Raw genomic sequence first — 14,635 nt, forward strand, 5'->3', positions numbered from 1 at the left:
CCGGTCGTGTCGCACCGCGGTCGAGACGGCGCGGGAACAAGCCGTTTGACTGCAGCCCGGTGTCGGACCCCCCCTCTAGCCTCTGGCGGGTGACCGCCACGTTGCACCGTTCCCTGCGTGAGCGCCTGCTCGATGAGTCGGAGCCGCTCGCTGGGCTGCTCCGTAAGTGCCTGCTGCTCGGGGTCGAGACCGGCTCAGAGGCGCTGCGACACTGGGCACGCAAGGAACTCAACGGGCACGGCGTCGGAGACCAGGTTCCAGGGTCATTTGTTCGAGCGGTATTCAGATCTAGTGCCCGGCTCTCGCGAGCGCCGGCATGACCCTCGACCCCCGAACCGCCATGACGACCCCGAACCTCAGCCTCTCCATCTCCGCAGCAGCGGAGCGGCCTTATCGATGACCATCTCCTACAGCACCAGCGCGGACGTGACCCAGGCGCTCTCGGTCGACTACAAAAGGTAGGGGTTGGCCTACGTGTGCGCCGACAGCACATGTGTGGCTCAGCTTGGACACGCCCTGCGTGTGCATGGTGAGTCCGCCCGAAATAGGGTGATCAGCAGAGATCGGTGCGGCCTCGAGCCGCCACCCTTTGGCCAGCAAGGATGCCCGAACTGATGGTTGTGACGCAGCAGGAGATTGAGACCCGGTTGTGGGACGCCGCCGACGAGCTGCGCGTGGCGATGCCTGAAGCGCAGTACTCCTCGGTCGTCTTCCCGCTCATGTTCTGGAAGTACTTGTCGGATACCTGGGAACACCAGCACCAGGAGTTCCTGGCGGAAAACGAGGACCTAGCTGACCTCTCCGCCGAGGAAGCCTACGAGATCGAGTATCGGGACTATCAGTCGTTCGAGATTCCGTTCGTCCACATCGGTACCGTCCAGCAGCGGCGCGCATCCTGGTCGTCGGTTCTCGCCACGATCACTCGACCCGGTCTCGGTCAGCGGGTCCGCGCCTGCTTGCAGGCTATCGAGACGGCAAACCCGGACAAGTTCTCCCGTCTGTTCGGATCGATGGCTTGGACCTCGGAAGTGGTGCTGCCGAGACAGGTGCTTGCAGCGGTCATGCAGGCAATGGACCGCACCCCAAAGATGCACGAGGGAAACATGTCCCACGACGTGCTCGGTGGCGCCTATGAGTATCTCTTGAAGCGATTCTCTGACGGGTCTGGCACCCGTGCCGGCCAATTCTTTACGCCGCGTGAAGTCGTCGAGCTGATTGTTGAGCTACTAGACCCGAAAGGTTTCGAGTCGGTTTACGACCCGGCCTGCGGTTCGGGCGGCATGCTCATCGCGTCCGCGAATCTGCTAAAGGCTCGAAAGGGTCGAAGCTACACACTCCGCCTCTACGGGCAAGAGTCGGTACCAGACACTGCGGGTGTCGCACGAATGAATCTTTTTATGCACAACCTTACCCAATTTAAGATTGAGGTCGGCGACACGCTGAAGGACCCCCGCTTCAAGAAGCCGGATGGGTCCATTGAGCAGTTCGATGTAATCGTTGCTAACCCGCCTTATTCGTTGAAATGGAAGCCGTGGAAGAGTGATCCACGGGCCATTGGTGGGGTTGCTCCGCCGGCCTCAGCGGATTGGGCGTTCGTGCAGCACATGATCGCTTCGATGGGCCCAAAAAAGGGACGGGCCGGTGTCGTCCTGCCGCATGGCGTCCTCTTTCGCGCCGGTCAGGAGGCAGTTATTCGTAAGCGGGTCTTGAGCGACGACCTGCTCGAAGCGGTCATTGGCCTGCCTGCCAACCTCTTCTACAACACGCCCATCCCTACGGCTATTCTGGTGTTTCGCGCGCCAGGCTCGAAGGCTCCTGAGCGGCGGTCCGGCGTACTATTTGTTGACGCATCTAGGCGCTTCACCAAGGCGAAGAACCGCAGCATCATAACGGAGTTCGACATCGCGAACATTGTGGCAGCGTACCGATCGAACTTCGACGCTGACGGTGGCCTGGTTGACGTCGAAGGTAGTAGCGGCCTAGCTGCGCGCTTCGTGCCCCTTGACGAGATCGCGGCGAACGAATACGACCTAAATATCGGGCGCTACATCAGGCAGGCTGCCGCTGAAAGCGAAGACCTCGGAACCCTCATCGAGGCTTACAATATTGCTCGCGCCGAGCGACGGAAATCCGAGGAGCGCATGCTTGCCGCGCTCGCAGACGCTGGCATCGAGGGCTTCGATGAGTGAAGCGATCGATGATCGTCCTGGGAGGAGTCGAGAAGGCTGGCCTCGCCGGCCGTTAGCCGAATTGCTGACGCTGAGCCTGAAACCCGTCGATGTCGATCCGGAGCAGATGTACCCAGTAGTAGGGGTGTTGAATAGGGGGCGAGGGCTGCTCTACAGAGATCCCGTATTGGGGAGTTCGACGGCCTACAAACAGCTCAATCGGATCGGTCCACGTACTCTGGTCTACAGCAAGTTGAAGGCGTTCGAAGGTGCAATTACCGTGACGCCCGATGACCTTCCGGAATCATTCGCCTCGCAGGAGTTTCCCACCTTTTCCTTCGCGCCAGACTTGGAACCTGCTTTCTTCCGCATTCTCACCACAACGCAGGGCATGTGGGATGCGCTTCAGGCAGCCTCCAAGGGAATGGGGGGTCGACGCGAGCGGGTGAAACCAGCCGACTTTCTCCGCATCGTCACCGAAATTCCGCCATTGCCGGTACAGAAACGGATCGTCGAAGCAATCAGCGCAGTCGACGACCAGATCGCCGCTCTCATCCAAGAGGCTGCGGCGCTTGAGCACGTTTCGTTGGCCGTTGCAGGAGACATGCTTGCGAATGAGCCAATTGTGGCGCTCGGAACGATGCTTGAAGATATCCGTGGAGGCAAGAGCCCTCAGGCGGACACGAGGCCCCCGGGTGTCGGTGAGTTTGGCGTGTTGAAGGTCAGTGCGGTAGCACCGTTCCGGTTCCTACCGGAGGAATCCAAAGCTCTCTTGCCCGGTACTCGCATGCCTGAAGTCGCACTGGTGCAGGCCGGTGATGTACTCATAACGCGGGCAAACACGCCATCGCGAGTAGGAGCCGTCGCGCGAGTCCCTGCCAACGTTCGAAGCGGCCTCTACCTCGCTGACAAAACCCTTAGACTCGTGCCGTCGCCCAAACTGGATCCGGATTTCCTTGTAACAGCGATGGCGCTTAAGTCGGCCCGGATACATTTATCTAGATCGGCGACAGGCACCAGTGCATCAATGGTCAATATTAGTCAGGACCGCATTGGCGAGACACCGATTCCACTTCCAGATCTCGACCAGCAACAGAGAGTTTCCTCCGTTGTAATGTCCGTTCGTGCTAACGCAGACGCGGCGCGTGCTGAGGCTGCCCGCCTACGAGAAATGCGCTCCGGTCTGCTCGCGGGTTGGCTGGATCGGACCACCGAGATTGTCCCCGCCGAGTTGGAGGCTTAAACCGTGGCTAAGGGTGTAAGAGAGCGCGAATTCCAGAACCTGGTAATTCGCTGGTCTCTTCCGATGGGCTGGGAGTTCACCGCTGGTCGGGCGCTACCGCGTGAGTCGACGCAGACGGTGATCGTCGGCCAGCTACGCGACGCCATCGAGCGGCTCAACCCTGAGGTTATCGGCGGATTCGATGTGGACGCGGTGGTTGAGGAGATCGTCGCCTCCGTCAACGCCGTCGAAGGCGGCCTCGTGCGAGCCAACGAGCGCGTTCTGCGGCTGCTGCGCGGGGCTACAGAGTTCCGCGACACCAACGGCGTATGGCACACCCTGAACGTCATCGACTTCGAGCACCCGCCCGCCAACACCTTGGTGGTGTCGGACGAGGTGACCATCGCTGTGCCCGGCAAGACCCCCCGTCGGTTTGACGTCGTGTATTGGGTCAACGGGCTGCCTCTGGTGGTTGTTGAGGTGAAGTCGCCGACCGCGAAGGCTGGGTGGGTCGTCGCCGCCCGCGAAATCAACGATGTGTACGTGACAGAATACCCGTGGTTTTTTACCTCGAATGTTTTTGCTGTTGCCTCCGACGGGCTGAAGCTGCGGTTCGGCGCCGCCGGAGCGCCTATAAATTTGTGGCAGCCGTTCCGATCCACCGCCGACGACGAAGGTCTTTCGGGACAGGCCGATGTGCAGCGCTCTGTTGAGCTGCTCCTCGACCCTGCCACCATCCTGGATATGCTGGCGAATTTCACATTGTTCGACACTTCAGGTGGTGGAATCGACAAGAAATACCTGCCTCGCTACCCACAAATGGAGGCTGCGCGCCTGATTCACCAGCGCGTCCTGGAAGGCGGGTCGAAGGGCCTAATCTGGCACCATCAAGGCTCCGGCAAGACGCTGCTGATGGTGTTCGCCGCATCGCTCCTGCTTGCAGACACGCGCACCGAGTCGCCCACGATCATCCTGCTCTCGGACCGCACCCAGCTAGTCAGGCAAACCTCCGGCGTGTTCACGTCCGCGATGGGGGACACGTACTTTCACCAGCCCACCACCAGTCAGGAGTTGCGTTCACTGCTGACCGACGACGTGCGCGGCGTCATCTCTACGACCATCCACAAGTTCGCCGACGCCGGCAAAAACCTGTCGAACCGAAGCAACATCATCGTGCTGGTCGACGAGGCTCACCGCACCCAGTCCATCACCCGAGATGGTGGCCGACAGGGTGTTAGGCCAAAGACGCTGGCCGAGCAGATGCGCGCAGCATTGCCCCGCGCAAAATTCTTCGGTATGACTGGCACGCCCATCAGGAACCTCGCCACAGACACCTTCGCCCTGTTCGGCGACGAGAGCGACCCGGGCAGGGTCCTGCATCGGTACTCTGTTTCCCGGTCCCTCCAGGACGGGGCGACCGTACCGGTGGTGCTGGACCCTCATCCGGTGTCCTTCGAACTGAACGACCAGGAGCTCCAGGCTGAGTTCGATCAGTTCGCAGATGACTTCGACCTCGACAACCCGGACCGTGAGGCGCTTTCGCGCAAGTTCGGTCGTCTCACCTCGGTCTTCGCAAACCCGGACCGCATCCACACTGTCTGCGAGGACATCGTTGATCATTATCTGGCTGGCGCCTATCGCAACGGCCTCAAGGCCCAGGTTGTCGCCTACAACCGAGAGCTAGCTGTGGCATATGCGGACAAGATCAATGAGCTGCTCGCCGGATTCGAGGCAACACAGGCGCTTGCGGAGGTTGGGAAGCATGGCCGGATCACGGCCGAGGTGAACATCTCCGTCTCGGACTCCAAGGACGAGGACCGCGCCATGCGGCCGTTCCGGCTCTCAGAAACCGAGGAGGAGGACCAGAAGCGTCGGTTCCTCACGCCGGACGACCCCCTGTGCTTCTTGGTGGTGACAGCGAAGCTGATGACCGGGTTCGATGCTCCCAACGAGGGCGTGCTGTACCTGGACAAGCCGTTGAAGGCCCACACCTTGTTTCAGACAATCACGCGCCCGAACCGCACCTGGGTCTCACCAACCGGATTCGTGAAGCCCTCCGGTGTGGTCGTGGACTACATCGGTCTTGCCGAAGAGGTCCAACGAGCCGTTGTAGACCCTGCAACCGCTGGGACAGGCAGAGGGGGAGGATTTGTCACCGACCTGTCCGAGTTGGTTACTGAATTCCGCAATACCTTCGCTCGTATAGAAGACCTCCTCGCCGATGTCGATGACCTAGACCTCACGATCCATGGCTACGAAGCTGTGCGAGCCATCAATGTCTTCCTAGACGCCAACGTTGGCGCAGCTGAGGTCTTCGCCCGGGAATACCGCTTCCTCGCTCGCCTCTACCCACTCATTAACGCCGACAAGCGGATCGCCAAGTACCGGGACGGGTTCGGGCTGTTCGGCTCTGTCTATACGACCCTTTTCAAGAAGTCCTCCGACGACGAGCGGAAGGAACGGTTGAGTGAGCTAGGGCCGATGGTCTTGGGAATCATCAACGCTCACGTCCACTCCTTCTCCGTCGCCGCTTCCCAGGAGGAAGCCCTCGTTCTTGACGCTCAGGGCATCGCCATCCTCAAAGAGCTGCTTTCCCTCGTACGACCCAAACCTGGCAAGGACGCCGACGACACGAAGACGCCTCCGTCTGCGGCGGAGATCCTCGACCGCATCAAGGCAGCCCTCGACCAGGACCTTGAGCCGGAGTCCGCGAAGTACACCGCCCTCGCCGCGCGAATCAGACTGCTGCGGGACCGGATCATCCAGACCGCCCAAGATGCCCTGGAGTTCCTGTCCGAAGCGCTCCGGGTTGCCCGTGCCGTCGTAAACGCCGGAAAGAATCCGGACGAAGCCATTGTCGTGCTAGACGACGACCATGTGGGCGTCCTCTCGCGGATCATCCGAGACCACGCACCAGCCGGACTCAGCGTTACGGAGAGGAATCTGGCCGAGGAGATCGACCAGGTGGTTACCCGAACCCTTTCCCAGTCGTGGGACAACGCAGAAGCGCGCAACCGCGGCGTCCGCCGCGCCACCGCTGCGGTCTTCCGCCGATACATGTTGAAGCCGGTGGCGGAACCCTATGACTCCACCGTCGCCTACATCGAAGCCCATTACCTCGTTGACTGACGGACAGATTCCCAGGTTCCCGGCGACATGCGGCGGTCGCCCGGACCCTTCGGGTAGCTCGAAGTGACCGAGTATCAGTAGTTTCCGCCGTTTGGGCAGAGACGTCAGATATGAGCAGCATGATGCTGCCCTGTCCCTCGTTGGCGTCCTTGGACAGTGGCTGCGTGGTCGCCTACGCACCCCGCTCCCGCACGACCCAGGGACACCGGGCGCCGGCATCGGGTTCATGCCCCCATTTACCCCCCGAAAACCCCTGTCAAGTGTGGTCTGGCAGTGGCAAGCATTGACAAATCGGCGAGCGCGTCTGAGCAGGTCAGCGACGGGTTTTGACGATCAATGACAAGCTCGGGACCGTGACGTTCGGTAACCGCGGGTTCGGGGTTCGAGTCCCTGGCGGCGCACCAGCGATATTCAGAGGGCATGGCCAATTGGCCATGCCCTCTGAATTATGTGGGTGCGGGTGGGACCGCCTGCTGCCCCCACCTTTAAGGGGTCAGATCGCCGCTCTGACCTGCGGAAGTATTGATCAGAGCCTGCGGACTCTTGCTTGACATCACTGCGGCCCTGGAACGCTCACCGTGTGTGTCGGTGTATGCAGCCGAGTTTGTGGAATCTCGGGTCACTGGTCCTTATGGCGATCAGGAGCCGCCTGCGGACCGGGGCGCGTACATGATTAGGGCGACGCCGATCAGGCAGATGCCGGCGCCGATGATGTCCCACCGGTCGGGTCGGAACTTGTCGACGATCACGCCCCAGGCGAGGGATCCGGCGACGAACACGCCGCCGTAGGCGGCGAGGATGCGCCCGAAGTTCGGGTCGGGCTGGAAGGTGGCGACGAATCCGTACGCGCCGAGGGCGATGACACCCGCGGCGATCCACCACAGCCCGCGGTGCTCGCGCCAGCCCTGCCAGACCAGCCACGCCCCGCCGATCTCGAACAGGGCCGCGACGATGAACAGCAGGATGGAGCGGACGACGGTCATCCGTGGACGGTACCGATGTGCCCGCGGCCCTCGGTCACGCCGGTGACACGGTCGAGCATCCGCAGCCGCTCCCACCGACGCAGCCGCCGTCGTGAGTGCGACGGCTCGCCCACCACCAGGCTCCCCCGGCGAGAGCGGCGAGGGCGATAGCGATACCGGGCATCCACGCGCCGACGGCGGCCCAACCGGCGCCGGACAAGATCCCGGCGGCGAGCAGCAGCGGGATGGCGCAGCACGCCGCGCAGGCCAACCCCGCCAGACCGGTCAGGCCGAAGGGCAGCCCGCGGCGCGCTCGGGCAGCATTCTGGTTAACGGTCTTCTGCATCGGGGACTCCTCTGATGGCGATGGTGGCGAACGGGATGGGGCAGCACGGCTGTCCGGCGCACTCGACGAGGTCGTCGCAGCCGGCGTCCACCGCGGCCCGCAGGGTGCCGGCGATGACCTGCAGGTCGGCGATCTTCGCCTCGACCTCGGCGAGCTTTGTTCGGGCGCGGACCCGCAGACCAGCGTCGGGATTACGGCCGTGGCGGTGCTGGCCCGCGTCGAGCAGGTCGGCGACCTCGTCGAGGGTGAATCCGAGCCCCTGCGCCGCCTTGATCACCCTCAGTACGGTGACCGCCTCGGCGGGGTAGAGGCGGTGCCCGCCCAGGGTGCGCTCTGGTTCGGCGAGCAGGCCGCGGCGCTCGTAGTAGCGCAGGGTCTGCGGGTTCACCCCGGCCGCTGCGGCGACCTGGCTGCTGCGCAACCAGTTCACTCCGTCATCCCGGCTGAGGCCCGGTGCGCGAGGGCGTCGAGAACATCGACGTGCGTGGCCGGCACCTGCACGTCGAGCCGCAGCGCGCTGGCATCGGCGGCGATGGTGAAGGTGAAGAACGAGCAGCAGGAGTTTTCCCGAACGGTCAGGTCCCGGGCAGTCGTCTCGGCGGTCGGATCGAGGCGCCACCGCAGGTGGGTGGGGGACAGCCGTTGCTGCGCTAACAGGGCGGTGGTGAACAGGTCGTCGAACTCGGCCAGCCGCAGCGGCCGTTGCACGCTCGGCAGGGTGCACGCCTCGGGCGCCCATGCCTGGTCATCGCTGCTCATACCCATGACGGTAAGCCTGTACCTGGGTACCGGATGCAAGCCCAATTGTTCGACGTGGTCCGCCGTGGTGCCGCAGCCAGTCCTCTGATCGCCACCGGTTCGCCTTTGCCTGCGGTAGTGCCTCGTTCTGCGGGTCAGCTCGGACCGTGGGTTGGCGCCGTGGTGGTGGCGCGGGTGAGCATGCCGGTGGCGGCGAGGGCGCAGCATCCGGCGACGGCGGCGAGCAGGGGCGTGTATCCGGCGGTGGTGTGCAGGAGCCCGGCGGCGGCGAGGGGTCCGGCGGCTCTGGCGATGGTGACGGGCGCGGCGAGTCGGCCGGCGATGGTGGCGTAGGCGGTGGTGCCGTACCGGTCGGTGAGCAGGGCGGGGGTGGCGAGGCTGGTGATGCCGAAACCGAGTCCGAAGCCGATGACGGTGATGATCGCGCCGGTGCGGGTGCCGGCGAGCAGCGGCATGGCGAGCACCGCGGTGACCTGGATGGCGAAGATCGCGGCGACGATGGTGGTGACGCGCAGATGTCGGCGCGCGGCGGTGAGGACGAGCCGTCCGGTGACGGACAGGACGCCGAGCAGTCCGGTCAGGGTGGCGGCGATGGTGGCGGGGTGTCCGCGGCTGGTGAGGTAGCCGATGAGGTGCACGGTCATGGTGCTGGTTGCCGCGCCGTGGGCGATCAGGGTCGCGGCGAGGATCCAGAACCGGGTGTCGCGCATCGCGGCCCGGGCGGCGGCGCGCCGCTGGGCGGGTCCTGGCCGGGGCGGGTTCGCGGGCGTAGTCGGTGCTGCCGGTGGGGGTTGGCGGATGGTGAGGGCGTGCAGGGGCACGGTGACCGCGCCGTGGAGGGCGGCGAGGGCGAGCAGCGCGCCGCGCCAGCCGAGGTGGGCGGCCAGGAGCCCGGTCAGGGGCATGAAGATGGTGCTGGCGAACCCGGCGACGATGGTGACGACCAGCAGGGCGGTGGCGCGCCGGTCGGGGGTGAACCAGGCGACGATGACGGCGAACGCGGGTTCGTAGAGGACCATCGCGCCGGTGATCCCGACGCCGATCATGACGGCGTAGAGCTGTTCGATGGTGTGGACCTGGGACCAGGCCACGAGTAGGGCGGTGGCGGTGATCGAGCCGGCGGTCATCAGCGCGCGTCCGCCGTGGTGGTCGAGCCACCGGCCGACGGGGATCGCCGCGAGGGCGCCGGCAAGGACACTCGCGGTGAGCGCGCCGGTGACGGCGGTGGTGGAGGTGCCGAGGGTGGCGGCCATCGGGGTGAGTAGGACGGCGTAGGCGTAGTAGAGGGTGCCGTAGCCGATGGTGGAGGTGACGGCGAGGGCGGCGACGATGCGCCACCCGTGGTGCCCGCCGACAACAGGGTCGGCGGGCACCGTGGTGGTGGGCATCAGCTGCCGCAGCAGCCGCCGCTCTGCGTGTCAGCAGGTGCGGCGTCGAGGGTGAGCAGGCTCAGAGGTGCGGCGAGCAGCCCGCCGGAGATGCCGGTGGCCAGGCCCCGTCCGGCGCTCTGGGCGGCCGGTGCCGGCCCGCAGCAGCTGTCGGCGTTAGCAGACTCGTCCGGGTTGCTGTTGCACACCCCGGTCTCGGGGAGGTCGAGTTGAACGTCGCGGGCGGCGGCCCAGTCGCCGGCGAGGGCGGCGACGACGGAGCGGACCTGCTCGTAGCCGGTGGCCATGAGGAACGTCGGCGCCCGCCCGTAGGACTTCATGCCGACGGCGTAGTAGCCCGGCTCGGGGTGAGTGAGCTCGTCCACGCCGTGCGGGGGCACGGTGCCGCAGGAGTGCTCGTTCGGGTCGATCAACGGGGCCAGGGCGCGGGTGGCACCCATCACCGGGTCCAGGTCCAGGCGCAGCTCGGCGGCGATCGAGTGGTCGGGGCGGAAACCGGTGGCCGCGACGATGCGGTCCACGGTGGTCTGCTCTTCGCTGCCGCCGGTGTGGCGCACGAGCACGCTGACCCGACCGTCGGTGAGGGTGAGAGCGTGCACGGCGAAACCGGTGAGCAGCCGGATCCGGCCGGCGTCCACGTGCGCCCGTAGCCGGGAGCCGAGCGCACCGCGTGCGGGCAGCGCGTCGGCGTCGCCGCCGCCGTAGGTGCGCGCCGGTGAGGTGGTGCGGATCGCCCAGGTCACGGCGGTGCCCGGCGTGGACTCGGCCAACTCGGCGAGGGAGAGCAGGGTGTTGGCGGCGGAGTGGCCGGCGCCGACGACGAGGGTGTGCCGGCCGGCGAAGCGGTCCCGGTCGACGCCGAGGACGTCGGGCAGCGCATGCTCCAGGTGCGCCGCGACGTCGGCCTCACCGCGGGCGGGCAGGCCGGCGGCGCCGAGGACGTTCGGGGTGCCCCAGGTGCCGGAGGCGTCGATGACGGCACGGGCGTGGATCTCCTCGCCGTCGGCGAGGCGGACGAGGAATGGCGTGGTGTCGCGGCTGGCGGTGCGCAGGCGGTCCAGGCCGAGGCGGCTGATCGCCTCGACCCGGGCGCCGTAGCGCAGGTGCGGCTTGAGCTGCGGCAGCTGGGCGAGGGGGTGGAGGTAGTCGTCGGCCAACTCGGCGCCGGTGGGCAGGGCCTCCAGGTCCGGGGCGATCCAGCCGGCGTCGTCGAGCAGGCGGCGGGCGGCGGGGTCGATGTTGTAGCGCCAGGGGGAGAAGACGCGCACGTGTCCCCACTGCCGTACGGCGGCGGCGGGGGTGTCGCCGGCCTCCAGGACAAGGAACGGTAGGTCACGCTCGTGCAGGTGCGCGGCGGCGGCCAGGCCGACCGGGCCGGCGCCGATGACCACGACGGGCAACTCGTTCAGGGCGCTCATCAGGTGACTCCTCTGCGTTGAGAATTGTCGAATCAAGAGGGTGTGGTGGTGCTGTGGTGGCAGGGCCCGGGAGGGTTCAGATGCTGCGGCTGCGGCGTTCCAGCAGGATCACGTCGCGCCACCGGCCGTGGTGGCGTCCCACCCGTTCGCGGACGCCGATCACGCGGAATCCGGCGCGCTCGTGCAGGGTGAGGCTGGCGGTGTTCTCACCGAAGACGCCGGACTGGATGGTCCAAATGCCGGCCGCCTCGGTGGAGGTGATCAGCGTGTCCAGCAGCAGTCGAGCCACGCCCTGTCCGCGCGCGGCGGGGTCGACGTAGACGGAGTGCTCGACCACCCCGGCGTAGACCGGGCGGGTCGATGTCGGTGAGACCGCGACCCACCCGAGGACGGCGCCGTCGCCGTCGACGGCCACGAAGCGGTGCTGCGGCAGTCGGGCGGCGTCGAACGCGGCCCAGGTCGGTGCGGTGGTCTCGAAGCTGGCGTCGCCCCCGTCGAGACCGGCCTGGTAGATCGCGAGGACCCGGTCGGCGTCGTCGACGCTCATCGGGCGGACGGTGACCTCGGTCATCAGCAGGCTCCGACCGGCGTGGGGGCGGGGCGGCCCATGACCACGTCGGCGGCCGACGGGAAGCGGCCGACGCACGCGTCGTTGATCTGGTAGTGCCGGGCGGTGCCGACCGCCTCGACGAGGACGAAGCGCACCTCGGTGAGGATCTTCAGGTGCTGCGAGACCGTGGACTGCGCCAGGCCGACGGCGGCGACGATCTCGCCCACGCTCATCGGGCGCGCCTGGCGGGCCAGGCACTCCACGATCTGCACCCGCGTCGCATCCGCCAGGGCCCGGAACCAGGAGGCGTAGGTCTGCGCGGTCGCCCGGTCGAGCAGGTCACTCACGGCCACTCCCTCTGTCGTCTATCGCCGATTAACGATGAAGCCTAGCGGGCGGGTCCGTCACCATCGGCCGTACGCCGCGTAGGCGAAGGTGCGGGTGGCGTCGTAGCGGCGCTGGGCGCGCTGCTCGGTGGTGGTGACCCGCGCGCACGAGTCGCAGAACCGGACACCGGCGGCCGGTGGCGCGGATCGACGGGCGAACCGGAGCATGGCGTTCTCCTTCTCCCGAACGCCTGTCTTGACGTTCGTCGAATCAGAGAGTTGCACACTGATTAGGGAAGTGTCAATCTAGAGAAATGTCGAATCAAGCTGTTCCACTCGCCCTGATCGACCTGACTGCCGAGACGCCGTGCTGCCCACCCTTGGCGCAGCGGCGGGTGCCCGCCGAGGCGGCGGCGGTGCTGGCGCCGGCGTTCAAGGCCCTCGGCGACCCGGTGCGACTGCAGCTGCTGTCGATGATCGCCTCCGCCGACAGTGGGGAGGCGTGCGTCTGCGACCTGACCCCGGCGTTCGACCTGAGCGGGCCGACGATCTCGCACCACCTCAAGACGCTGCGCGAAGCGGGCCTCGTCGACGCCGAGCGGCGCGGCACCTGGGTCTACTACCGCGCCCGCCCGGCCATCCTGCGCCAGCTCGCCGCGCTGCTCAGCGTGCAGCCGACGCCCGTCGCCTGAGCCGGAACCGACCTGCGGTCGCGGCCAGCGCGGCGACGACGTGCGCGGCGTCACGGCCGACACCGCGCAGGGTGTTCGAGGCGAACGATCGCTGGAACTCCAGCCCCAGATAGACCAGGGCCCGGTGGGTCGGTGGAGATTCCGTGCGCCTGGCCTGCTGCTGACCGCGCCGTCCGGCGCTTAGTAGCGGCAACCGCCTCCACTCCTGTGCGGGCCCGCCTGCCGCATGCGGAGGACCCGCGCGTCCGCCTTCCGCCGGCAGTCGCCCCACCTCCGCTTGACAGTGGCGGAAAGCTCAACAATTATTGAGTCAATGATTACTGAGCTTGCTTCCCTGTCGGGGCGCGCCCGGATCCACGCCGCGCTCGGCGACCCGGCGCGCCTGGCGATCGTGGACGCGCTCACCCTCGGCGACGCGTCCCCTGGCGAGATCGCCCACGACCTGGACATGCCGACGAACCTCATCGCTCACCACGTCAAGGTCCTCACCGAGGCGGGCCTGGTCATCCGAGATCGGTCCGAGGGAGACCGCCGCCGGACCTACCTGCGACTGCGCCCCGAGGCCCTGGCCGCGCTGACACCGCCGCCGCTGGCCGGCGTCGGTCGGGTGGTGTTCGTGTGCACCCGCAACTCCGCCCGCTCGCAGCTCGCCGCCGCCCTGTGGTCCGATCGCGCGCACACCCCAGCGGCGTCGGCGGGGACGAAGCCCGCCGAACGGGTTCACCCCCGCGCCGTCGCGGTGGCCCAGCGGCACGGGCTGACGCTCAACCCGGTCGGCACCTCCCACGTCGCCGACATCGTGCGCGACGACGATCTGATCATCGCGGTCTGCGACAACGCCCACGAGGAACTCACCGGCCCGGCCCGGCCCCGGCTGCACTGGTCGGTGCCCGACCCCGTCCGCCTCGACACCGACGACGCATTCGAGACGGCGTTCGCCGACCTCGCCGCCCGCATCGAGCGCGTAGCCCCCGTCATCACCCCCGCCATGAGCTCGGGAGAGCACCGTGACTGACACCAGCCCTCGCCCCATGCCAGACATCTCCGTCGACCAGCAGGTCGCCCTGCGCACCGCCGCCACCCGGCTCGCCGCCGAGTTCACCGGCATCTACGGCGCCGAGACCATCGAGGCGTTCCTGCACTCCAGCTACGACCAGTTCGCCACCGCCGGCAGCATCCCCAACTTCCTGCCGCTGCTCGCCGAGCGATTCGCCCGACAGCGCCTGCGTGCCCTCGCCCGCGTCGAAGGCCATCACCGCGACGGCCGACCGGTCGTACTGTTCCTCTGCACCCACAACGCCGGCCGCTCGCAGATGGCGCTGGGCTTCTTCACCTCTCTCGCCGGCGAGCACGCCGTGGCATGGTCCGGCGGCAGCGAGCCCGGCATCGAGGTCAACCCAGCGGCGACCGCGGCGATGGCTGAGCGTGGCATCGACATCGGCGAGGAGTTCCCCAAGCCCTGGACCGATGAGGTCGTGCGCGCCGCGGACGTGGTGGTCACGATGGGCTGCGGCGACGCCTGCCCGGTCTTCCCCGGCACCCGCTACGAGAACTGGGACCTCGACGACCCCGCCGGCCTGGACCTCACCGACGTACGGCCGATCCGCGACGAGATCGAACGCCGCGTCCGCCAGCTCCTCGACGACCTGAACGTCCCCGCCGCCCGCTAGAGCAC

16 protein-coding genes and 1 pseudogene are annotated in these 14,635 nt (G+C 66.7%); 8 read left to right on the plus strand and 9 right to left on the minus strand.

The features are described from left to right. The first annotated feature begins 89 nt into the window (after window positions 1-89). From AC5L30_RS18260 to AC5L30_RS18280, 5 genes and pseudogenes are all read left to right on the plus strand, one after another. The gene (locus AC5L30_RS18260) at window positions 90-320 is read left to right on the plus strand and encodes an AbiTii domain-containing protein (protein WP_494868624.1); all 231 of its coding nucleotides are present in this window, start codon (window positions 90-92) and stop codon (window positions 318-320) included. Between the two features lie 282 nt (window positions 321-602). Beyond that, a complete protein-coding gene (locus AC5L30_RS18265) occupies window positions 603-2,189 on the plus strand; it encodes a type I restriction-modification system subunit M (RefSeq protein ID WP_494868625.1) in 1,587 nt (528 codons plus the stop codon). Continuing rightward, entirely contained in the window at window positions 2,182-3,411 is a 1,230-nt protein-coding gene (locus AC5L30_RS18270) for a restriction endonuclease subunit S (protein ID WP_494868626.1), read from the plus strand. The genes AC5L30_RS18265 and AC5L30_RS18270 overlap by 8 nt, the downstream gene beginning before the upstream one ends. A 3-nt stretch (window positions 3,412-3,414) precedes the next feature. Continuing rightward, window positions 3,415-6,519, plus strand: a complete 3,105-nt coding sequence (locus AC5L30_RS18275) for a type I restriction endonuclease subunit R (RefSeq protein WP_494868627.1) — start codon at window positions 3,415-3,417, stop codon at window positions 6,517-6,519. 294 nt (window positions 6,520-6,813) lie between these two features. Then, window positions 6,814-6,923: pseudogene (locus AC5L30_RS18280) on the plus strand. A 234-nt stretch (window positions 6,924-7,157) separates the two neighbouring features. Here the strand turns inward: AC5L30_RS18280 and AC5L30_RS18285 are convergent. The 9 genes from AC5L30_RS18285 to AC5L30_RS18325 all read right to left on the minus strand — a co-directional run bounded on the left by AC5L30_RS18285 (window position 7,158) and on the right by AC5L30_RS18325 (window position 12,496). Beyond that, complete coding sequence (locus AC5L30_RS18285; protein ID WP_494868628.1) at window positions 7,158-7,502, minus strand: YnfA family protein; 345 nt, start codon at window positions 7,500-7,502, stop codon at window positions 7,158-7,160. A 34-nt stretch (window positions 7,503-7,536) separates the two neighbouring features. After that, a complete protein-coding gene (gene merT, locus AC5L30_RS18290; RefSeq protein WP_494868629.1) occupies window positions 7,537-7,827 on the minus strand; it encodes a mercuric ion transporter MerT in 291 nt (96 codons plus the stop codon). After that, complete coding sequence (locus AC5L30_RS18295) at window positions 7,811-8,257, minus strand: MerR family transcriptional regulator (RefSeq protein WP_494868630.1); 447 nt, start codon at window positions 8,255-8,257, stop codon at window positions 7,811-7,813. The genes merT and AC5L30_RS18295 overlap by 17 nt, the downstream gene beginning before the upstream one ends. Beyond that, window positions 8,254-8,586, minus strand: coding sequence for a hypothetical protein (locus AC5L30_RS18300; protein ID WP_494868631.1), 333 nt, complete (start codon window positions 8,584-8,586; stop codon window positions 8,254-8,256). Before AC5L30_RS18300 ends, AC5L30_RS18295 begins: the two co-directional genes overlap by 4 nt. 134 nt (window positions 8,587-8,720) lie before the next feature. Beyond that, window positions 8,721-9,974 carry an MFS transporter gene (locus AC5L30_RS18305; RefSeq protein ID WP_494868632.1) on the minus strand — a complete coding sequence of 418 codons (1,254 nt, stop codon included), beginning with the start codon at window positions 9,972-9,974 and terminating at the stop codon, window positions 8,721-8,723. Further along, the gene (locus tag AC5L30_RS18310; protein ID WP_494868633.1) at window positions 9,974-11,392 is read right to left on the minus strand and encodes an NAD(P)-binding domain-containing protein; all 1,419 of its coding nucleotides are present in this window, start codon (window positions 11,390-11,392) and stop codon (window positions 9,974-9,976) included. Before AC5L30_RS18310 ends, AC5L30_RS18305 begins: the two co-directional genes overlap by 1 nt. Before the next feature lie 76 nt (window positions 11,393-11,468). Then, window positions 11,469-11,963, minus strand: a complete 495-nt coding sequence (locus AC5L30_RS18315; RefSeq protein WP_494868634.1) for a GNAT family N-acetyltransferase — start codon at window positions 11,961-11,963, stop codon at window positions 11,469-11,471. Next, complete coding sequence (locus AC5L30_RS18320; RefSeq protein ID WP_494868636.1) at window positions 11,963-12,289, minus strand: ArsR/SmtB family transcription factor; 327 nt, start codon at window positions 12,287-12,289, stop codon at window positions 11,963-11,965. The genes AC5L30_RS18315 and AC5L30_RS18320 overlap by 1 nt, the downstream gene beginning before the upstream one ends. A gap of 57 nt (window positions 12,290-12,346) precedes the next feature. Next, window positions 12,347-12,496: a hypothetical protein gene (locus AC5L30_RS18325; RefSeq protein ID WP_494868637.1), complete on the minus strand. Its 150-nt coding sequence runs from the start codon at window positions 12,494-12,496 to the stop codon at window positions 12,347-12,349. An 86-nt stretch (window positions 12,497-12,582) separates the two neighbouring features. On the opposite strand from AC5L30_RS18325, the gene AC5L30_RS18330 reads away from it, so the two are divergent. The 3 genes from AC5L30_RS18330 (at window position 12,583) to AC5L30_RS18340 (ending at window position 14,630) form a co-directional block, all read left to right on the plus strand. Continuing rightward, a complete protein-coding gene (locus tag AC5L30_RS18330; protein ID WP_494868638.1) occupies window positions 12,583-12,960 on the plus strand; it encodes an ArsR/SmtB family transcription factor in 378 nt (125 codons plus the stop codon). 313 nt (window positions 12,961-13,273) lie between these two features. Continuing rightward, window positions 13,274-13,975: an arsenate reductase/protein-tyrosine-phosphatase family protein gene (locus AC5L30_RS18335; protein WP_494868639.1), complete on the plus strand. Its 702-nt coding sequence runs from the start codon at window positions 13,274-13,276 to the stop codon at window positions 13,973-13,975. A gap of 16 nt (window positions 13,976-13,991) precedes the next feature. Further along, complete coding sequence (locus AC5L30_RS18340) at window positions 13,992-14,630, plus strand: arsenate reductase ArsC (RefSeq protein WP_494868640.1); 639 nt, start codon at window positions 13,992-13,994, stop codon at window positions 14,628-14,630. Window positions 14,631-14,635 lie beyond the last annotated feature (5 nt).

Source organism: Micromonospora sp. BQ32 (assembly GCF_059358895.1).